The organism is Hallella seregens ATCC 51272 (assembly GCF_000518545.1).
GTDB lineage: Bacteria > Bacteroidota > Bacteroidia > Bacteroidales > Bacteroidaceae > Prevotella > Prevotella seregens.
On sequence record NZ_JADU01000032.1, the window covers coordinates 1 to 20,118 of the forward strand.

Sequence of the window (20,118 nt, forward strand, 5' to 3'; positions counted from 1 at the left end):
GAGAGAGAGAGAGAGTAGCAAATTATTTGGAACTACCAAACAATTCGACGAAAAATTTGCAGGAAAATTCATCTTTCCCTGCCGCTCTTCGCGCTCGCTCGTATATGGATGTTGTGGGTACATATATTTAAAATCCGCTGCAAAGGTAGTGAATGTTTGGGAAATGGGCAAGAGAATGTGAGAATAATCAAGCGAAATTCTGGCTTTCTTTCGTAACTTTGCAGAAAATATAGCCGGTGAGTATAGAGTGAACTTGCTCATGGCTGCCGAATACAGCGATATTTTGACTGGAAAAGACAAGTGAATAATGACCAAATTGCATATCTTCAACCCTGAACACGACATGGCTCTTGCGGCCAACCTGGCGCATTTCACGCCTCCGCATGCCGGCCGGCAGCTGCGTCATGACCTGGGATTTTTGCCCGCGCTGTGGGCCGAATCGGGCGATATGGTGCTGGTGGACGACGTTGGGGCAGCCGCCGAAAGCTTCCGCCATCTGGGGTTGCCGCTACGGCCTATGTTTGTTGACCGGGCCACACTGACACGGCTCATGCGTGCCGTGAAAGGCGAGGGTATTGAGATTCGTCCTTGGGGATGGGACGTGGCGGTGCGGCAGCTGCTGTGCGAGTGCGGCGTTTCGACTTCGTGGCTGCCCACACCGGCCGCATTGGAGCAAATCAGGCAGATGAGCCATCGCGGCTGGGCGGCCGTTCATCTGTTGCCCAGGCTTGTCGAACTGCCAGGCACGGTGGGCGAAGCGTGGACGCTGCACGGGGTCGACGAGATGCGGAAAGTTGCCCGCACGGGTTGCGGCCTCGTGCTCAAGTCGCCATGGAGCAGCAGCGGGCGGGGCGTGAGATATGTGTCCGAGAGCTTGGTGGAGCAAGTTCATGGGTCTGCACTTCCTGCTTCCTTGGCCAACTGGTTTGCCCATGTGCTGGAGCGGCAGGGCTGCCTGATGGCCGAGCCTTATTATAATAAGGTGGTGGATTTCGGCATGGAGTTCGTGAGCGACGGGCTTGGCGGGGTGGACTACAGCGGTCTGTCGCTCTTCCATACGGTGAATGGAGCCTATGTGGGCAATGTGGTCGATACCGAGGAGCGCAAGGAGGAGCAGTTGGTGCGGTATGTCAGCGTGCAGCTGATTCGGCAACTGCGGAAACGCATTGCCGAGGTGCTGGGCGAGGCGTTCGGCGGATGCTATCAGGGCCGGTTCGGAGTGGACATGATGGTGGTGCGGCAGGGGCGCAGGTTCTTGGTGCATCCCTGCGTGGAGCTCAACCTGCGCATGACGATGGGGCATGCCGCATTGGCCTTGGCGGACGACGGCCTATCACCCCGTCGCATCATGCGTATCAGCTGTACCGACAAATATCGGCTCCGCATCGAAAACTGCCGTGAGACAGACGAAGCCGTAGTACAGACAGACCGTGCAAAGGCGGAGGAAAACCGAAAAAAAGGGTGAAGACGGCGCGATTCTGCAAAATATTTAGTAGCTTTGCACCACGAAAAGTTATCCATCAAGCATTCATTAAAACGATTCTCAACTTATGACAGAGAATATAGAACGGGCGGCGCACCATCATCATCGCCGCCACCGCCACCATCACAAGGATGAGGCCGACCTCTTTAAGGAGTATCAGCTCAGGGTTGTGCAGCGGCGTAAGCAGTTTGTCAAGATGCTCTACATCTTGGCGTGCGTGCTGGCCGCGCTGGTGAGTCTGGGGGTGTTGTGGGTCTATACCCAGGAATAGAACTGCTAACGAAAAAGGCATCGGCCGTCTACAGACGGCCGATGCCTTTTGTATTTTCTTGTTTTCCGAGCTTATTTCTTGCCTAATGACCTGAGCCATTTCAAGGGCTTTTTGATTAACGACTTGATGCCGCCGTCGTTCTTTTCCGTGCGCGCTGATGCAGCTGCAGCCTTGTCGTTGCGGCGACTGCCGTTCTCGGCGTTGGGCCGACGGTTTTTCGGCTTGCGGCTGTTGTTGCGACGCCTCTGCCGGTTCTCGTCGACAGCCGGTCTTTCGGCGTTGGGATTGCGGTCGGCATGCTGGCCGTTGTCGGCGTTGCGGTTGCTGCCACGCTGCCCGTTGCGCCTCCGGTTGCCTCGCTGGTTGGCGCCTTGCTCCTTGTTGGGTGCAGCATCCTGCCCTTGACGCTGGTCGTTGGTCAGGTCTTGACCGGCTTTATTAATCCTTTCTCCGCTTTTGGGAGAGGCGTTGTCTTGTTTTTGCTGCGTGCCGCCCTGCTTCTGTGCCTCGTCGTTCGGTTTCTGACGGTCATTGTTTTGTTTCTGTCGGTCACCGCGGCGGGGCGCACGGTCGTGCTGCTTGGCATCGCGGTGTGCGGTGTTGTCGCGGTCCTTGCGGCGGCGGCTCTTGGCCGAGGTCTTGCCCGGACGGCGCGAGGTGGTGTATTCCGGCCCTTCGCCACAACCCTCGGGAAGCGGATTCTTCAGAATGTCTTTCTCCAGGAACTTCTCTATTTGGCGGAACGCGAACATGTCGTCTTCGTTCACCATGGTGATAGCCACGCCGTCGCGCTCGGCACGGGCCGTGCGACCGATGCGGTGCACGTAGTCTTCTGCATCGTGGGGCACGTCGTAGTTGATGACCATGGCAATGTCGTCGATGTCGATGCCACGGGCTACGATGTCGGTGGCTACGAGCACATCGATCTGTCCGCTCTTGAATTTGAACATGATGTCGTCGCGTTCGGCCTGCTCCAGATCGGAGTGCATCTCACCGCAGTTGATGTGCAGCCGCTGCATGGCCTGGTTGATGTGCTTCACCTTTTGCTTGCTGCCCGAGAAGACAATGACGCGTTTCAGGTCGCCGGCCTTGAAGATGTCTTTGATGATTTCCAGCTTCTGCGTCTCGTAACAGATATAGGCGCTCTGCTTGATTTTCTCGGCGGGCTTGCTCACGGCCAGCTTCACCACGGCGGGATTCTTGAGCAGCGACTGGGCCAGCTTCTCAATATCCTTGGGCATTGTGGCCGAGAACATGATGGTTTGGCAGGTCTTGGGGAGCTTGGATGCAATCTTCATGATGTCTTCAGAGAAGCCCATGTCGAGCATGCGGTCGGCCTCGTCGAGCACAAAGAAGCTCACGCGGCTCAGGTCGATGTTGCCCATGCTGATGTGCGAGATGAGGCGGCCCGGGGTGGCAATAATCACGTCGGCCCCCAGTCGCATGCTCTTTTGTTCCTGGTCGTAACGGTTGCCGTCGTTGCCGCCATATACGGCAACGCTCGACACGCCCGGCACATAATAGGAGAATCCCTGCATAGCCTGGTCTATCTGCTGGGCCAGCTCGCGTGTGGGCGACATGATGACGCAGTTCACGGCATCCTTGGGGTAGCCGCCATCGTCGAGTTTCGACAGGATGGGCAGCAGGTAGGCGGCCGTCTTGCCGGTACCGGTCTGGGCCACGCCCAGCAGGTCGTTGCCTTTCAAAATCTCGGGAATACAATTCTCCTGAACGGGTGTGCAGTCCTCGAACTGCATGTCATAGAGTGAGTCGAGAACGTTATCGTTCAAATCTAATTCTTCAAATTTCATGTTCTTTAAATTCTTCTTGTTGTTAATTGGGTGCATGCCGGTAGCAGATGAAAGCGATGATGGCAAACACCATGTTGGGTACCCACGCCGCCAGCATGGGCGGGAACCCGGCGTTGATGGCAAACGTGGCCGACACCGTCTGCATCATAATGTAGGCAAAACTCAGGGCGAGGCCAATGCCCAGGTACATGCCCATGCCGCCCTTGCGCTTGCGCGACGACAGCGAAGCCCCGATGATGGTCAGGATGAACGCGGCAAACGAGGAGGCGATGCGCTTGTGATACTCCACCTGATACTGCACCACATTGCTTGAGCCACGGTCTATCTGCTTCGAGATATAGTCCTTGAGCTCGGGCGAAGTAAAGGTTTCCTGCTGTCCTTTGGAGTAGACCAGGTCGGTGGGCTCCATCTGGATGAGCGAGTCTTTCTCCATGCCGCTGGTGATGTGCTCGCGCAGCCCCTGCAGCCGGCGCACTTTCCAGTTGCGCAGTTTCCAGTGATACTTCGAGTCGGACACCGTGTCGTACTGCACCTCCATGGCCGTGAGGTGCGACACCAGCTTCTTGTTCTCAAAGCGGTCCAGACAGAATCCGTAGCCCTTCTTGGTGGTGTTGTCGTAGTGCTGGATGTAGGCAATCACGCCACGCCCCACCTGCAACTGCACGTTCTCGGCCGAAGTGTTCTTCTTCTTGTTCTTGTACATCGACTCAAAGTTCTGCCGGATGACCGTCCCGTGGGGGATGACATAGGCCAAAAGGTAGTACGACATACCTGCGATGAGCACGCACGAAATCATATAGGGCCGCAGCAGTCTCCTGAAAGAGATGCCTGTAGCCAGCATGGCTATGATTTCGGAGTTGCCCGCCAACTTCGAGGTGAAGTAAATCACAGCAATGAAAACGAAGAGCGCACTGAAGAGATTGGCGAAGTAGGGCACGAAGTTCGCATAATAGTCGAACACGATGGCCCGTAGCGGCGCATGGTACTCTGAGAACTTGGCCAGGTTCTCGTTCACGTCGAAGACGATGGAGATGGAGATAATCAGGAGGATGGAGAAGAAGTAGGTGCCGATGAACTTCCTGATGATATACCTGTCTATGCGCTTGATATACCGCAGCGGGTTCAGCCGCCGCAGGAAGTTCAGCTTGCGTCCCATCCACTTGCAGACCCTCTGCAGCCCCCGGGTGTGCCGGTCTGTCCATGCAAACAGCCGATGAAGCCAGGCCGGATGGCGGCTCAGCCAGCGTCTTGCCTTGTAGCGCTTGATGTGTCTGCGTAGTTTGCTGTAACTTTTCATGGCTGATGTCTAAAGCGTCGTGAACCTCCGTTAGATTCTCCGTCCCAACCGGTCGACGACCGAAGTCTTCCACTGTACGAAGTCGCCTTGCTCGATGTGCTGGCGTGCATCGCCGACGAGCCGCAGGTAGAAAGCCAGGTTGTGGATGCTGGCAATCTGCATGGCCAGCAGTTCCTGGGCCTTGAACAGGTGGTGCAGGTAGGCCTTGGTATAGATGCGGTCGGTGTCGCAACCGTCCGAATCGATGGGCGAGAAGTCCATTTCCCACTTCTTGTTGCGCATGTTCATCGTGCCCTCATAGGTGAAGAGCATGGCGTTGCGGCCGTTGCGGGTGGGCATCACGCAGTCGAACATGTCGACGCCACGCTCGATGGCCTCGAGAATGTTCTGGGGCGTGCCCACGCCCATGAGGTAGCGCGGCTTGTCCTTGGGCAGGATTTCGTTCACCACCTCAATCATCTCGTACATCACTTCCGTGGGCTCTCCCACGGCCAATCCTCCGATGGCGTTGCCCTCGGCCCCCTTGTCGGCCACGAATTTGGCGGCTTCGCGTCGCAGGTCCTTGAACGTGCAGCCTTGCACGATGGGGAAGAGACTCTGCTGATAGCCGTAGAGAGGCTCCGTCTCGTCAAAGCGGCGGATACAGCGGTCGAGCCAGCGTTGGGTCATGGCCAGCGAGCGTTTGGCATACGCGTAGTCGCTCTGGCCCGGCGGGCATTCGTCGAGGGCCATCATGATGTCGGCGCCAATCACGCGCTCGGTGTCCATCACGTTCTCGGGAGTGAAGATGTGTTTCGAGCCGTCGATGTGCGAACGAAACTCGCAACCCTCCTCGCGCAGCTTGCGAATACCGGTCAGCGAGAACACCTGGAAGCCGCCACTGTCGGTCAGAATGGGGCGTTCCCAGCCGTTGAACCCGTGCAAACCGCCCGCAGCTCGCAGCACTTCGAGCCCCGGCCGCAGGTACAGATGATAGGTGTTGCCCAGGATAATCTGTGCCTTGACCTGCTCGCGCAACTCGCTGAAGTGCACTCCCTTGACACTACCGCAGGTGCCCACGGGCATGAAAATCGGAGTCTTGATTTGTCCGTGGGCGGTGGTGATGAGGCCCGTGCGGGCGTCGCTGCCCTTGTCGGTGTGTTGCAACTCAAATGTCATGGCCTATTTCTTTTTCAGCTCAACCACCTCCGTAGCCTGGCTGTCGCGCCGGGACTCCTGCCCCTCGCGCACGGTCAGGTCCACAGGATTGCTCACCACCTCGTCGGTCAGGGCGAAATCCCACACGTCCTGTACGTTCTCCACGTAGTGGAATTCCACGCCCTTGCGGTACTTCTCGGGTATTTCCTCGATGTCCTTGCGGTTGTCACGGCACATCAGGATGTCGGTGATGCCGGCACGTTTGGCGGCCAGAATCTTCTCCTTGATGCCGCCCACGGGCAGCACTTTGCCGCGCAGCGTAATCTCACCCGTCATGGCAACGTTCTTGCGCACCTTGCGCTGGGTGATGGCCGAGGCGATGGAAGTGGCGATGGTGATGCCGGCCGAGGGGCCGTCCTTGGGCGTCGCACCCTCGGGTACATGGATATGGATGTTCCAATTGTCAAAGATGCGGTAGTCCACTTTCAGGCTGTCGCAATGGGCCTTGACGTATTGCAGGGCGATGACGGCGCTCTCTTTCATCACGTCGCCCAGATTGCCGGTGAGCGTCAGCTTGCCTGCCTTGCCCTTGGACAGCGAGGTCTCGATGAAGAGTATCTCGCCGCCCACGCTGGTCCAGGCCAGTCCTGTCACCACGCCGGCATAGGCGTTGCCCTGATAGATGTCGCGATAGAAAGGCGGTTTGCCTAGCAGGTCTTCTATCTCGGTGGGCGTCACGTTGGTGGTTTCCAGCGTGCCGTCCATGGCCTTACGGAATGCCATCTTGCGCATGGCCTTGTTCAGCTGCTTCTCCAGCTGGCGCACGCCGCTCTCACGGGTGTACTGTTCAATGACCTTTTCCAAGGCCTGCTTCGTGAATTTAATCTTCGGCTCGTTGGTGTCGAGGCCTGTATTCTTCAGTTCGCGGGGCAGCAGGTGGCGCTTGGCAATCTCTATCTTCTCCTCGGTGATATAGCCCGACACCTCGATGATTTCCATGCGGTCGAGCAACGGCCGGGGAATGGTGTTCAGATCGTTGGCCGTGGCGATGAAGAGCACTTTCGAGAGGTCGTAGTCCACGTCGAGGAAGTTGTCGTGGAAAGCAGCGTTCTGTTCCGGGTCGAGCACTTCGAGTAGGGCCGAAGACGGGTCGCCGTTGATGGTGTTCTGCGTCACCTTGTCTATCTCGTCGAGGATGAACACGGGGTTGGAGGCCCCGGCCTTCTGGATACTCTTGATGATGCGGCCCGGCATGGCCCCCACATAGGTGCGGCGGTGTCCGCGTATCTCGCTCTCGTCGTGGAGCCCGCCCAGCGACATGCGCACGTATTTGCGCTTCATGGCGGCGGCAATGCTCTTGCCCAGCGACGTCTTGCCCACGCCCGGGGGGCCGTAGAGGCAGATGATGGGCGACTTCAGGTCACCGCGCAACTGCAGCACAGCCAGGTATTCCAGGATGCGCTCCTTCACCTTTTCCATGCCATAGTGGTCCTGGTCAAGGGTTTTCTGCGCCCGTTTCAGGCCCAGGTTGTCCTGCGTGTAGACTCCCCAGGGCAGGGCTGTCATTTGTTGCAGATAGTTCAGCTGCACGCTGTATTCAGGGCTCTGCGGGTTGAACATGTCGAGCTTGTCGAGCTCCTTACTGAACACCTTGCCTATCTCTTCCGGCCATTTCATGTCCTTGGCCTTTTCCAGCAGTTCCTGTTTCTCGGGCGATCCCTCGGCGCCGCCGAGTTCCTCCTTGATGTTTTTCATCTGTTGCTGCAGGAAATATTCTTTCTGCTGCTCGTCCAGATCCTCGCGTGTCTTCTGTCGAATCTGATTCTTCAGCTGTTGCAGCTGCAACTCCCGGTACTCAATCTTCAGCAGTTCGATGACGCGTTCCTTGATGTCGTCGATGGTGAGGAGCTTGATTTTGTCTTTCACCGAGAAAGGCAGGTTGGTGCACACGAAGTTGGCAAACATCACATCGTTGCTGAGATTCTTGAGTGTCAGCAGCATGTCGTCGGGAATTTCCTCGCTGTTTTTGATGAGTTCCTCGGTGGAACCACGCAGGTCGTCGAGCACCGTGTGGAACTCCCTGTCGGCCTCGTCGGGCAGTACGTCGGGGGCGGCGTTCACCATGCCGCGATAAAAAGGCCTTGTGGCGGTAATCTTCTCCAGGCGGCACCGGCCCAGCGACTGGAAGATGGTGGTCACGTTCTCCTGGCCGGGCATCTCGATGATGCGCACCAGACGGGCATACACGCCATATCCGTACAGGTCGTTGGCCGAGGGCACGTCGATGTCAGAGTTCTTCTGACAGAAGATGGCGCAGAGGTTGTCGCTGCCGTTTTTGCTGAGCTTCTTGGCCAGATTCATGCTGGCCTTGCGGCCGATGAGGATGGGCACCAGCACGCCTGGAAAGAGCACCATGTTGCGTGTGGCAAGTATGGGCACTTCGGCGGGGGCTTCGGTGTTGAGGAGTGCGGAGATGTCGCCGTCGAAATCGGCGAACATTTGGATAGAAGTATTTTGCTTTTTACTCATTGCCGGATGCTGTGGGGCTGCGTCCGCCCCGAATTAAACTCGCTTGAGTTGATACTCTTCATGATTAGTGTGCAAAGGTACGAATATTCCCGCACATTCTCGTGGCTTCGCGAAATAAAAATGAAGCTGCGGCGGCGCATGGGAGAAAGAAAGGCTGGAAAAGTGCCTTTTAGGCCTGTTCGGCATGAAACAAAACGGCGTTTTCGGCGTTAAGGGACAGATGACAGACAGTTTTCAATTCAAGCAGTTCACGATTTTTCATGACCGCTGCGCCATGAAGGTGGGCACCGACGGCGTGTTGCTGGGGGTGTGGGCCCATGGTGGGAGGCGCGTGCTCGACGTCGGGGCGGGTACGGGACTCATTTCACTCATGATGGCCCAACGCTTCCCCGAGGCCCGCATAGAGGGCGTGGAGATTGATGCCGCGGCTGCGCGCCAGGCCGCCGAGAACATTTCGGCCTCGCCTTTTGCGGGCAGGGTGGGGGTGCGGCCCGTTGCCTTGCAGGATTTCGAGCCCTCGGGCCCCTATGAGGCCATCGTGAGCAACCCTCCATTTTTCTTGAACGGTGAGAAGAATCCGGATGCTGCCCGCCGCATGGCCCGTCATGCCGAGAACCTGCCTTTCGCCGTGCTGTTCCGCTTTGCCGTCCGATGGCTCACGCCCGACGGCGAGCTGAGTGCCATTGTCCCTGCAGAGGTGGTGGAACAGTTTGTTGCTGATGCTTATCTTTCAGGTCTTTGCCTCTCCCGCAGGGTGGATTTGAGAACGACGCAACGCAAGCCTGTGCGCCGATGCCTGGTGGCTTTTCGCCGGCTGCACGGAGAGACGGTGGAGCGTGCCGTGCACACGCTGCTCAACCCCGACGGGTCGCGGAGCGACTGGTATCAAGAATTGACCAAAGATTTTTACATCCGATAGCATGCGGCCGGCCTGTGCTAAATGCTTGGCAGCGTGCGTTCGATGCGTTTTTGGATGAGTCGTGTCAGGGCGATGCCACGGCGCGAGTGGCGCGCTATGCCGTCGCGGATGTCGTTGATTTCGTTGAACAGCTCGGCCGCGGCCGTCTGAATCATGTTGGGTCGCCGCATGTTTTTGTCGCCGTTGGGGTTCACCAGGATGCGAATGCCTTTCTCTTCGGTGTGTATGTCGATGTCTGCACCCGTCATTACGGGCTCGCCGTCGTAGTGGATCACGCCCGGCTGTGAGCGGCGAATGTGCAGGCGCTTGGTGCGGAAAGTCTTGATTTTGGAGCTCTTGTCCAGTGTCTTGCCAAACATGTCGATGGCAATCTGCGGCGCCTCCAGCACGTCGAATGGCTCCATGATGATGATGTCCATCAGGCCGTCGCTCATGGAAGCCTGTGGGGCAATATAGGCATTGTTGCCGTATTGCGAGGCATTGGCACACGAAATGAGGAATGCCTTGTAGCGCATGGTGTCGTCGTCCTCGCGTATTTCGTAGGTCTCGGGCTTGTAGCGTACGCCCTCTTCCAGCACTTTCTGCACGTAGGAGATGGGGCCGCGCTTGCCGCACTCGGCAAATTTCTGGCTCACAAAGGCGTCGAAACCCATGCCGCAGGTGCAGAAGAAAGGGTAGTCGTTGATGACGCCGTAGTCCAGTTCGTGTATGTCGCACGCATTGATGACGTCGATGCTCTTGCGCACGCTCATGGGGATGAGCAGGTGGCGGGCCAGCCCGTTGCCCGACCCGCAGGGAATGATACCCAGTGCCGTGCGCGTGTGCACGATGGCACGCGCCACCTCGTTTACCGTGCCGTCGCCGCCAATGGCCACTACAACATCCGTGCCCCGCCCGGCGGCCTCGCGCGCTATCTCCGTGGCGTGGCCGGCATGCTGGGTTTCTTGTATCTCGTAGTCGAACTTGTCCTTATCCAGAAAACGCTCGATGGCATCGGGTATGCGTGCTTTACTCACAGTACCGGAAATGGGATTGATGATGAACAGAATGCTCTTTTTCATGCGATAACCAATTCTTGGCACAAATATAAGGGTTTTCCGAGGATTTCTTCTTCATTGCATGCTTGTTTTTTAATATTTTGATGATTTATCCGTTTTTTGCTCCCCGTATGACTTCTTTTTCGTACCTTTGCAGCCTAATTACATCACACTGTAGAGATTCTACACCTATTTATCGAAATGGGACAGTTACAAGACAGATACAAAAACTATCGTGTGCCTCAGCAATACATGGAGGCGGACGTGTATCCTTATTTTAGAGAAATCACCAGCAAGCAGGGACCGGAGGTCACCATGGGCGGCCACGAGGTGCTCATGTTCGGTAGCAATGCCTACACGGGCCTTACGGGCGACGACCGTGTCATAGAGGCCGCCAAGCGAGCCTTGGACAAATACGGCTCGGGCTGTGCCGGAAGCCGGTTCCTCAACGGAACGCTCGACATTCACGTGCAGCTCGAAAAGGAGCTGGCCGCCTTTGAGCACAAGGACGAGGCCCTCTGTTTCTCTACGGGCTTTACCGTCAATTCGGGCGTCATTCCCACTGTGGTGGGGCGCGGCGACTATGTGATTTGCGACGACCGCGACCATGCTTCCATCGTGGATGGCCGCCGGTTGAGCTTCGCCACCCAGCTGCACTACAAGCATAACGACATGGCCGACCTGGAGCGCGTGCTCCAGAAGTTGCCGCACGAGGCCGTGAAACTCATCGTGGTGGACGGTGTGTTCTCCATGGAGGGCGACCTCTGCAAGCTGCCCGAGATAGTCGAGCTGAAACATAAGTACAATTGTTCCATCATGGTTGACGAGGCACACGGCCTCGGCGTCTTCGGCGAACAGGGACGTGGCGTGTGCCATCACTTCGGCTTGCAGGACGAGGTGGACCTCATCATGGGCACATTCTCCAAGAGCCTGGCCTCCATCGGCGGTTTCATTGCCGGCGACTGGGACACCATCAACTACCTGCGCCACACGAGCCGAACCTATATTTTCTCGGCCAGCGACACGCCGGCCGCCACGGCTGCCGCCCTTGAGGCCCTGCACATCATCCAGAACGAGCCCGAGCGCATCCAGCATTTGTGGGACGTGACCAACTATGCGCTCAAGCGTTTCCGCGAGGAAGGCTTCGAGATTGGCGATACGGAAAGCCCCATCATCCCGCTCTACGTGCGCGACATCGACAAAACTTTCAAGGTGACCAAGCTGGCTTATGAGGACGGTGTGTTCATCAACCCCGTGATTCCGCCCGCCTGTGCCCCCGCCGACACGCTGGTGCGCTTTGCCCTGATGGCGTCGCACACGGAGGAACATGTGGAGCGCGGCGTGCAGATTCTGAAGAAAATCTTTGTAGAGCAGGGCATCATCAAGTAGGTTTGCCCTGCTTCTGCTGCCCGCCGCAGCTCATGATGCGGCTCTGCAGAAAGCCCCAACCCGACAACAGGCCGGGTTGGGGCTTTCTGCATTTGGGGCTGCGGCATGGGCGTGGAGGCCCCGTCCTTGGGGCCGAATGACGGCGGCCGCCGACCGACGGCTCCGTGTGGTCCGCACGGCAACGCTGGAACGGCCGCGCGTTCAGGCCGAAATCGCGGTTCGATTACGCCGTAGCGGCTTTGCGATTACACCGCAACGGTCTTACGGTTACGCCGGGAACGCAGCGCGGAAACACTGCTTTCGCGCGGGTAACAACAAAAAAGCGCACCTCCATGGAGGTGCGCTTCTGTGATGCTGGCCGCCCTGTCCTTGCTGGCCGGGGGCGTTGCGGAGGGTCGTTGCGGCGGTCGGGTTACACGATGCCCTGGGCCATCATGGCACGGGCCACCTTGAGGAAGCCGGCCACGTTGGCGCCTTTCACGTAGTTCACGTAGCCGTCGGGCTCAGTGCCATACTTCACACAGTTCTCGTGAATGTCGTTCATGATGTCGTGCAGCTTGGCATCCACCTCCTCGCGGCTCCATTTCAGTCGCTCCGAGTTCTGGCTCATCTCCAGGCCCGACACGGCCACGCCGCCGGCATTGCTGGCCTTGCCCGGGCAGTAGAGTATCTTGTTGTTCTGGAAAATCTTCACGGCCTCGGGCGTAGAAGGCATGTTGGCACCTTCGGTCACGGCTATCACACCGTTGTCGACAAGGGCTTGCGCAGCCTCGCCGTTTATCTCATTCTGCGTGGCGCAGGGCGTGGCGATGTCGGCTTTCTCGAACCAAGGCTTGGCGCCGGCCACGTACTTGGCATTGGGATATTCCTCTGCATACTCCTTGATGCGGCCGCGCTCCACATTCTTCAGCTCCATGATGTAGGCCAGTTTCTTCTCGTCGATGCCGTCGGGATCGTAGATATATCCGTCCGAGTCGGAGCAGGTCATGGGCACGGCACCCAGCTGGAGCAGCTTCTCGATGGTGTACTGGGCCACGTTGCCCGCACCCGACACGAGCACTTTCTTGCCCTTGAGGTCGATGCCCTTGGTCTTGAGCATGTTCTCCAGGAAGTACACGTTGCCGTAACCGGTGGCTTCGGGACGGATGAGCGAGCCGCCGAACTCCTGCCCCTTGCCGGTGAGGATGCCCACAAACTGGTGGGTCAGGGCCTTGTACTGGCCGAACATGTAGGCCACTTCGCGTCCGCCCACGCCGATGTCGCCGGCCGGCACGTCGCAGTCGGGGCCGATATAGTGCCACAACTCCCTCATGAAAGCCTGGCAGAAGCGCATCACCTCGGCATTCGACTTGCCGCGGGGAGAGAAGTCGGAGCCGCCCTTGGCACCGCCCATGGGCAGGGTAGTGAGCGAGTTCTTGAACGTTTGCTCGAAGGCGAGGAACTTCAAGATGCTCACATTCACGGAGGCATGGTAGCGCAGACCGCCCTTGTAGGGGCCGATAACGTTGTTGTGCTGCACGCGGTAACCCATGTTGGTCTGCACGTTGCCCTTGTCGTCCACCCAGTTTACGCGGAACTGGATGACGCGGTCGGGGATGCAGAGACGCTCAATCAGGTTGGCGCGGTCAAACTCCGGATGCTTGTTGTACTCTTCCTCGATGGTTTCGAGTACCTGGCTTACTGCCTGAATGTACTCAGGTTGATTGGGAAAACGCTGCTGCAATTTCTCTACAACTTCGGTTGCTTTCATAATGATGTGTTTATTAATTGTGTATAATCGTCATTCTTTCTGCCCTTGGAGGCAGCCTCAAAACTGGTTGCAAAGGTATAGCTTTTTGTTTGAAAAACAAGCAAAAAGAAAGTTTTTTAATAAGAAAGTGTGAAAAAGTAAGTTTTTCTACCGTTTTGAGGCAATGTGGCGACCTTGTCGCGGGTGAGCGCCGCCCAGGTGTGGGCAAACAAAAAAGCGGCGTCCTTCACAGGCTGCCGCTTCTCTTCTTCAATAGGTATTAGCCTTTATCAAGGCAAAAAGATTGTTTTCAGGATAACGATTGCAAAGATAAGATAAAATTTTGAAACGGCAAGAAAAAGCTCTCTTTTTTTTGGAGGAGCCCTGATTTCCATTTATTTTTCACTAACTTTGTGGCATATTGCTAACGAATCAAAACCATCATGAAGAAATTTTCACTCTGGTTGGCGGCAGTTCTGGCCTTGCCGCTCACGGCCGTAGCCCAGCATCGGCAGGTGTATGAGCTGCGCGCGTGGGACTTTTCGCGCGACAGCATCAACTGGAAGCCGGTGTCGGTGCCCCACGACTGGGCCATCGAGGGGCCCTTTGACAAGAAGTGGGACCTGCAGATTGTGGCCATCGAGCAGAATGGCGAAAAGGAAAAGACCGAGAAGTCGGGCCGTTCGGGTGCCCTGCCTTGGATAGGCTGGGGCCACTATACCACCACCATCAGTCTGCCGCAACTGGCCGGACGGCGCGCCTTGCTCGAGTTCGACGGGGCCATGGCCGAGCCCGAGGTCTATGTAAACGGCCGGCGGGCCGGCGGCTGGGCCTATGGCTACACGCCGTTCCGCCTGGATGTGACATCGCTGCTGCACGCGGGCGACAACCGCATCGACGTGCATCTGCAGAATGTAGAGGAGAGTAGCCGCTGGTATCCCGGGGCCGGACTCTACCGGCCGGTGAGGCTTACGCTGACGCCCCGGCTGGCCATCGACCCTTGGGCCACGGCCCTGCGCACTGTGGCGGCCAGCCCGCAGGAGGCCACGCTGCAGGTGGAGACGCAGATAGACGGGGCCGGCGGGCGGCAGAATCTGGCCGTGGAGGTGTCGGTGATGCACCCTGGCGGCTGGGTGGAGCGGGCCGCTCATGTGGGCGTGGACGGGCAGGGACGGGCCGCGGCCGACATTGTGCTGCCCCGTCCGCATCTGTGGTCGCCCGAGTCGCCCTATATATATAAGGTGGAGATGGCCCTGTACGAGGACGGTCGGCTGGTGGACCAGACCGTGATGAAGACGGGCGTGCGCACGGTGAGCGTGGACTCGGTGCACGGATTCAGGCTCAACGGCGTGAGCCGCAAGCTCAAGGGGGTGTGCCTGCACCACGACCTGGGGCCGCTGGGAGCCGCCGTCAACCGGGCCGCCCTGGTGCGCCAGGTGAAGCAACTCAAGGACATGGGGGCCGATGCCATACGTACTGCGCACAACATGCCCTCGCAAATGCAGATGGAAATCTACGATTCTCTAGGCATGATGGTGATGGCCGAGAGCTTCGACATGTGGCGTTATCCCAAGTGCCGGAACGGTTACGCCCGCTTCTTCGACGCGTGGAGCGACCGCGACATCGCCCAGCTGGTGCTGGCCAACCGCAACCATCCCTCGGTGGTGATGTGGTCCATCGGCAACGAGATACCCGAGCAGTGGAGCGAGGAGGGGCGCGACATTGCCCGCCGTTTGCAGGACTTGTGCCACCGGCTCGACCCTACACGCCCCGTCACCCAAGGCATGGACCGCGCCGAGGCCGCGCTGAAGTCGGGCTTTGCACAGGTGATGGACGTGCCGGGATTCAACTACCGGGTGTACAAGTATGATCGCAATCTGCGACAGTTGCCCCAGCGCTTCCTGCTCGGTTCGGAGACGGCGTCGACCGTGAGCTCGCGTGGCGTGTACAAGTTTCCCGTGGTTTTCCAGGTGGCCCGCGCCTATGCCGACGGCCAATGTTCCGGCTACGACACGGAGTGGTGCTCGTGGAGCAACCTGCCCGAGGAGGATTTCATGGCCGAAGAAGACAAGGATTACGACATCGGACAGTTTGTTTGGACGGGCTATGACTATCTGGGAGAGCCCACGCCTTACGATGAATACTGGCCCTCGCGCAGCAGTTATTTCGGCATTATGGACTTGGCGGGCCTGCCCAAAGACCGCTACTGGCTCTACCGCTCGGTGTGGAACCGGCAGGATCATACGCTGCATGTGCTGCCCCACTGGACGTGGCCGGGGCGCGAGGGCAAGGTCACGCCGGTGTTTGTTTATACTGATTATCCCGAGGCTGAGCTCTTTGTCAACGGCCGTTCGCAGGGTCGCGTGCGCAAGGCTGCGGGGCTGCGGGTGGACGATCAGCAGCCGGCCACGGGCAGTGTGGCCCGTGAGTGTGCCCGCCGTTACCGGCTGATGTGGGACGAGGTGAGGTACGAGCCGGGCGAACTGCGCGTCGTGGCCTACGACGCACAGGGCAACCAGGCGGCCGAGACGAGTGTGAAGACGGCCGGGCGGGCCAGTGGCATCAAGCTGGAGACCGACCGCCGGCAGCTGCATGCCGACGGCGAAGACCTGGCCTATGTCACGGTGAGCCTGGTCGACAAGAACGGCACCGAGCTGCCTACGGCAACCGATGAAATCGAGGTGAGCGTGAGCGGGACGGGGCGGTTCCGCGGCATCTGCAATGGAGATGCCACGTCGCTGGAGTCGTTTGTGCAGCCCCGGATGAAACTTTTCAGTGGCAAGCTGGTCGTAACGGTGCAGGCCGGCACCGCGCCCGGCGTGCTGAGGCTCGCCGTGGCCGACAAGCGGGCACGGCTGGAGCGCACGATTGACATTGCGGTAGAATAGGCTTGCGGCCTGCTCCCAACGGGGAGCAGGCCGCAAACGTTACATGGCGAAGATGTTGAAACCGCCGTCTACCACGGCCACCGTGCCGGTGACAAAGGCGGAGGCATCGCTCATCAGGTAATGGATGGTGCCGCACAGCTCCTCGGGCTTGCCCATGCGTCCGAACGGCGTCTGGCGAATCACGTCCTGTCCGCGCTGGGTGTAGCTGCCGTCGGGGTTGGTGAGCAGGGCGCGGTTCTGCTCGGTGATGAAGAATCCCGGGGCTATGGCATTCACGCGGATGCCCTCGCCGAACTTTCTTGCCGTCTCGTGGGCCATGTAAGCCGTGAAGTTTGAGATGCCGGCCTTGGCGGCGGCATAGCCGCAAACACGGGTCATGGGGCGGAAAGCAGCCATCGAACTGAAGTTGATGACCGAGCCCTTGCCCTGCTTGACCATGGGTTCAAGGAACACCTGTGTGGGGATGACGGTGCCTGTGAGGTTCAGATTGAGCACGGTTTGGAACTGTGCCGGGTCGAGGTCGAAGAAGTTCTGGTCGGGTCCGATGGTGGCTCCTTTCATGTTGCCGCCGGCCGCATTGAGCAGCGTGTCTACGCGCCCGAAGTCGCGAAGGATGGCTTCACGGTTCTGTCTTACGGTGTCGAGGTCCATCACGTCGGTCTTGTAGAACTTGGCTATGCCGCTTTCACGCACGATGTCGGCCACGATTTCGTGCCCCATTTCGGCCTTGCGGCCCAGGATGGCAACCTTTGCTCCGTTGAGTGCGAGATACTTGGCGATGTAGCGGCCCAGCACGCCGGTGCCGCCGGTAATGACTACCACGTAGTCTTGAATGTCGAATAGGTTTTTCATGTCTTGGGTATTGGTGTTTCGTAGAGTTTCTCTAGGCAGAAGCGGCCAGGGGCAAAGGCATGCCCTCCGGCCGTTTGTGTGGTTGTAAAAGGGTCAGTCAAAGAAGCCCGGCTGCTTGTATGCGATGCCGAGTTCGCGGTCCACGGTGGCCAGAATGCCCTGCACCTGCCCTAAGGCGAGCATGCGGCCGAGGAAGCTGTAGCCGGCGTTGTAGCCGCGGGCCTCGTCACCGAGCATGGTCATGCCATGGTCTACGCGCATGGGCAGGGCCGGATTGGTGCGCTCAAAAATGCGGGCCAGCTCGATGAGGTCGGCCCGCCCGCCCAGATGACTGGCCTCGGTAAAGTCGCCGTTGGGGAACACATGGCAGCTGCGCAGGTGGACGAACCATGTGCGGGAAGCGTATTTACGGGCCAGTTCGACTACGTTGTTGTGGGCCCCGGCCGAGAGCGAACCGGCGCAAAATGTGAGTCCATTGTGCTTGTCGGGTACGGCTTGGAGGAACCAGTTGATGTCGTCGTCGCAGGTTACGATGCGTGGAAGGCCAAGGATTTGGAAGGGGGGGTCGTCGGGGTGCACGCACATGTACATGTCGCACTCCCGGCACACGGGCATGATGGCTTCGAGGAAGTACTTCATGTTCTCGCGCAACTGGTCGCGTGTGATGCCTCGATAGAGCTGGAGCAGCTCGCGGAAGAGCTCCACCGGATGCTCGTCACCCTCCTTGAAATTGCCCGAAACGAAGCCCTGTGTCTTGATGACGATGTTCTCTATCAGCGCATGGTCTTTCTCTGGAGTCATGTTTTTGGCCAGCTCGTCCACCTCTTTCAGGATGTTTCGGCCGTTGGGCTTGCCATCGGGGCCGAGTGTCTTGAAGTCGGCCCAGCTCTCGCGTGCCCCCGCGCGCTTGAGGATGTGGATGTCGAAATAGGCAAACTCGGGAATGCTGAAGTAGAGGTTGCTTGTGCCGTTGGGGTTCGCGTGGAGCAGGTCGGTGCGTGCCCAGTCGAGCACGGGCATGAAATTGTAGCAGATGGTGTGGATGCCCTCGGCGGCAAGATTGCGCATGCTTTCTTTGTAGACCTCGATTTGCTGGTCGCGGTCGGGGCCGGCATACTTGATGGTTTCGGTTACAGGCAGCGACTCGACCACGCTCCAACGCAGTCCGCAGCCCTCAATATAGGTCTTCAGTTCTTGTATTTTCTCGCGGGTCCACACCTCGCCCAGAGGCACATCATGCAGTGCAGTGACAATGCCTTCGACGCCGATTTGCTTCAGCATGGCAAGCGTGATCCTGTCGTTCTTGCCAAACCATCTCCATGTTCTTTCCATTTTTGACTTGTTTGATGAAGTTGGGATTTATGATTCTGGCTGCAAAGATAAGACTTTGACCGCCAAATCCTTTTGTGATGCTATTCGTTTTTATATAAAATGGTCTCAATTTCGTCTATCCGGCCGTCGTTGGGCGCAGGAATGATGCCCAGCAACCGGCAGAGCAGTGGATAGACATCCACGTTGCGGAAGTGGGGAATCTCGGTATGGCGGAAGTCGGGCCCGATGGCGCGGAACAGGGCGTGCATGTCCTGCAACGTGGGGTCGTAGCCATGGTTGCCCCCGGGTGTGATGCTGTCATCGTAGACCACGTAGCCCAAGTCGGGGCACACCACCACGTCGCCCACGTGCCGGCTTGTTCCGTAGTGCAGGTAGGAGGGGATGTCCTGCCGTCGCCACACCTTGGCGTGGTCAAGTCCTTGAAGGGCCTGGAACACGGAGTCTTGGCAGCCCGGCTGCACATAGATGTTGCAAGGCACGCTGCCGCTGGCCATCCGCACCCACTCGGGGCGGAGCCGCTGACGGATGCCGATGGTGTGGTCTTGGGCCACCCATGCCATGCCGTGGTCGGAAACGATGATGAGATTTACGTGTGAAGCATCCGGCAACAGGCGGATGCCGTCATACAATGATTGGAGTAATGAGTCTACGATCTGTACGGCATGGCGGGTGCGTTTTCCCTGTGGACCGTAGGTGTGTCCGTGGGCATCGGGTTGCTCCATGTAGGCCATGATGAGGTCGGGACGCTGTTGGGCAGGTAGCTGCAACTGTTGAAGCACACCCTGAATGCGCTGTGAAAGCGTAAGCCGCGGCTCCTGATCGTAGAGAAAATACTTGTCCGGGTAGCGTCCGTTCACCTTGACATCAGAGCCCGGCCAGTAGAACACGGCCACGCGTTTGCCCTGCCGGTGGGCGGTGTTCCAGATAGGTTCGCCGCCGTAGAAGTCGGGATTCATTTTCTGTTCGGGCGTGCCCAGCGAGAAGCTGCGGCTGTTGGCAGGGTCGAGAAACTCGTTGGCCACGATGCCGTGGTGGTCGGGATAGAGGCCGGTAGCCAGTGTGTAGTGGTTGGGAAAGGTCTTGGAGGGGAACGAAGGAATGAGTCCAGAAGCTACGCCTTGGCTGGCCATGAAGTCGATGAAAGGCGTATCGTACCATTGTGGATAGTCCCAACGGTAGCCGTCGAGCGAGATGATGACGGTGTAATTCTTACCCAGCATGCCCGAATGGCCCAATAGTAAGGTCAGCAACAGGAAAAGGTGACGGATGGTTTTCATTGCGGTTCGTATTTGATGACAAAGGTAACAAATTAAAATAAGAAAGGTCTCGAATGAGTAAAGAATGTTCATGGGCACCCTAAAAAGTGTCAGCGAGCTTAAAATAGGTTAAGGATTGTTATTGAAATTTCCGTAAACCTCGATTAATTCTTACTTTTGCAATCTGG

Annotated in this window: 14 protein-coding genes; 5 read left to right on the forward strand and 9 right to left on the reverse strand. The window is 58.1% G+C overall.

What is annotated here, in order from left to right; all coding sequences use genetic code 11:
* Window positions 1-307 precede the first annotated feature (307 nt).
* Window positions 308-1,465, forward strand: a complete 1,158-nt coding sequence (locus L888_RS0109720) for a hypothetical protein (protein ID WP_027952752.1) — start codon at window positions 308-310, stop codon at window positions 1,463-1,465.
* 85 nt (window positions 1,466-1,550) lie between these two features.
* Window positions 1,551-1,754 (forward strand): hypothetical protein, encoded by a 204-nt coding sequence (locus tag L888_RS14145; protein WP_075261864.1) that lies wholly within the window; start codon window positions 1,551-1,553, stop codon window positions 1,752-1,754.
* Window positions 1,755-1,825: 71 nt separating this feature from the next.
* On the opposite strand, the gene L888_RS0109730 is transcribed toward L888_RS14145, so the two are convergent.
* Genes L888_RS0109730 through lon form a run of 4 tightly spaced genes read right to left on the reverse strand, consistent with a single transcriptional unit; the run spans window position 1,826 to window position 8,528 of the window.
* Entirely contained in the window at window positions 1,826-3,565 is a 1,740-nt protein-coding gene (locus tag L888_RS0109730) for a DEAD/DEAH box helicase (protein WP_027952754.1), read from the reverse strand.
* Between the two features lie 22 nt (window positions 3,566-3,587).
* On the reverse strand, window positions 3,588-4,862 hold the full coding sequence (locus tag L888_RS0109735; protein WP_027952755.1) for an LptF/LptG family permease: 1,275 nt from the start codon (window positions 4,860-4,862) through the stop codon (window positions 3,588-3,590).
* A 30-nt stretch (window positions 4,863-4,892) separates the two neighbouring features.
* A complete protein-coding gene (gene tgt, locus L888_RS0109740) occupies window positions 4,893-6,020 on the reverse strand; it encodes a tRNA guanosine(34) transglycosylase Tgt (protein ID WP_027952756.1) in 1,128 nt (375 codons plus the stop codon).
* Window positions 6,021-6,023: 3 nt separating this feature from the next.
* Complete coding sequence (lon, locus tag L888_RS0109745) at window positions 6,024-8,528, reverse strand: endopeptidase La (RefSeq protein ID WP_027952757.1); 2,505 nt, start codon at window positions 8,526-8,528, stop codon at window positions 6,024-6,026.
* A 220-nt stretch (window positions 8,529-8,748) separates the two neighbouring features.
* Between lon and L888_RS0109750 the strand changes: the two genes are divergently transcribed.
* On the forward strand, window positions 8,749-9,447 hold the full coding sequence (locus tag L888_RS0109750; RefSeq protein ID WP_027952758.1) for a tRNA1(Val) (adenine(37)-N6)-methyltransferase: 699 nt from the start codon (window positions 8,749-8,751) through the stop codon (window positions 9,445-9,447).
* Window positions 9,448-9,464: 17 nt separating this feature from the next.
* Here L888_RS0109750 and L888_RS0109755 read toward each other — a convergent pair whose 3' ends face one another.
* Window positions 9,465-10,508 carry a diacylglycerol/lipid kinase family protein gene (locus L888_RS0109755; protein ID WP_027952759.1) on the reverse strand — a complete coding sequence of 348 codons (1,044 nt, stop codon included), beginning with the start codon at window positions 10,506-10,508 and terminating at the stop codon, window positions 9,465-9,467.
* 177 nt (window positions 10,509-10,685) lie between these two features.
* On the opposite strand from L888_RS0109755, the gene spt reads away from it, so the two are divergent.
* Complete coding sequence (gene spt, locus L888_RS0109760; RefSeq protein ID WP_005844337.1) at window positions 10,686-11,873, forward strand: serine palmitoyltransferase; 1,188 nt, start codon at window positions 10,686-10,688, stop codon at window positions 11,871-11,873.
* Between the two features lie 412 nt (window positions 11,874-12,285).
* Here the strand turns inward: spt and L888_RS0109765 are convergent, their stop codons facing one another.
* Window positions 12,286-13,623, reverse strand: a complete 1,338-nt coding sequence (locus L888_RS0109765) for an NADP-specific glutamate dehydrogenase (RefSeq protein ID WP_027952760.1) — start codon at window positions 13,621-13,623, stop codon at window positions 12,286-12,288.
* 422 nt (window positions 13,624-14,045) lie between these two features.
* Here L888_RS0109765 and L888_RS0109770 point away from each other — a divergent pair, with 422 nt between their 5' ends.
* Window positions 14,046-16,490: a DUF4982 domain-containing protein gene (locus L888_RS0109770; protein ID WP_027952761.1), complete on the forward strand. Its 2,445-nt coding sequence runs from the start codon at window positions 14,046-14,048 to the stop codon at window positions 16,488-16,490.
* 39 nt (window positions 16,491-16,529) lie between these two features.
* Here the strand turns inward: L888_RS0109770 and L888_RS0109775 are convergent, their stop codons facing one another.
* The 3 genes from L888_RS0109775 to L888_RS0109785 form a co-directional block, all read right to left on the reverse strand.
* Window positions 16,530-17,342, reverse strand: coding sequence for an SDR family oxidoreductase (locus L888_RS0109775; RefSeq protein ID WP_027952762.1), 813 nt, complete (start codon window positions 17,340-17,342; stop codon window positions 16,530-16,532).
* A gap of 93 nt (window positions 17,343-17,435) precedes the next feature.
* Entirely contained in the window at window positions 17,436-18,674 is a 1,239-nt protein-coding gene (uxuA, locus tag L888_RS0109780) for a mannonate dehydratase (protein WP_027952763.1), read from the reverse strand.
* A gap of 80 nt (window positions 18,675-18,754) precedes the next feature.
* Window positions 18,755-19,951, reverse strand: coding sequence for an alkaline phosphatase family protein (locus L888_RS0109785; RefSeq protein WP_027952764.1), 1,197 nt, complete (start codon window positions 19,949-19,951; stop codon window positions 18,755-18,757).
* Window positions 19,952-20,118 lie beyond the last annotated feature (167 nt).

What these genes read in the sequence shown, in the direction of transcription:
- L888_RS14145 (WP_075261864.1), top strand. Translation starts at nt 1,551, where the DNA reads ATGACAGAGAATATAGAACGGGCGGCGCACCATCATCATCGCCGCCAC.
- lon (WP_027952757.1), bottom strand. Translation starts at nt 8,528, where the DNA reads ATGAGTAAAAAGCAAAATACTTCTATCCAAATGTTCGCCGATTTCGAC.
- tgt (WP_027952756.1), bottom strand. Translation starts at nt 6,020, where the DNA reads ATGACATTTGAGTTGCAACACACCGACAAGGGCAGCGACGCCCGCACG.
- uxuA (WP_027952763.1), bottom strand. Translation starts at nt 18,674, where the DNA reads ATGGAAAGAACATGGAGATGGTTTGGCAAGAACGACAGGATCACGCTT.
- L888_RS0109730 (WP_027952754.1), bottom strand. Translation starts at nt 3,565, where the DNA reads ATGAAATTTGAAGAATTAGATTTGAACGATAACGTTCTCGACTCACTC.
- L888_RS0109785 (WP_027952764.1), bottom strand. Translation starts at nt 19,951, where the DNA reads ATGAAAACCATCCGTCACCTTTTCCTGTTGCTGACCTTACTATTGGGC.
- L888_RS0109720 (WP_027952752.1), top strand. Translation starts at nt 308, where the DNA reads ATGACCAAATTGCATATCTTCAACCCTGAACACGACATGGCTCTTGCG.
- spt (WP_005844337.1), top strand. Translation starts at nt 10,686, where the DNA reads ATGGGACAGTTACAAGACAGATACAAAAACTATCGTGTGCCTCAGCAA.
- L888_RS0109770 (WP_027952761.1), top strand. Translation starts at nt 14,046, where the DNA reads ATGAAGAAATTTTCACTCTGGTTGGCGGCAGTTCTGGCCTTGCCGCTC.
- L888_RS0109755 (WP_027952759.1), bottom strand. Translation starts at nt 10,508, where the DNA reads ATGAAAAAGAGCATTCTGTTCATCATCAATCCCATTTCCGGTACTGTG.
- L888_RS0109750 (WP_027952758.1), top strand. Translation starts at nt 8,749, where the DNA reads ATGACAGACAGTTTTCAATTCAAGCAGTTCACGATTTTTCATGACCGC.
- L888_RS0109775 (WP_027952762.1), bottom strand. Translation starts at nt 17,342, where the DNA reads ATGAAAAACCTATTCGACATTCAAGACTACGTGGTAGTCATTACCGGC.
- L888_RS0109735 (WP_027952755.1), bottom strand. Translation starts at nt 4,862, where the DNA reads ATGAAAAGTTACAGCAAACTACGCAGACACATCAAGCGCTACAAGGCA.
- L888_RS0109765 (WP_027952760.1), bottom strand. Translation starts at nt 13,623, where the DNA reads ATGAAAGCAACCGAAGTTGTAGAGAAATTGCAGCAGCGTTTTCCCAAT.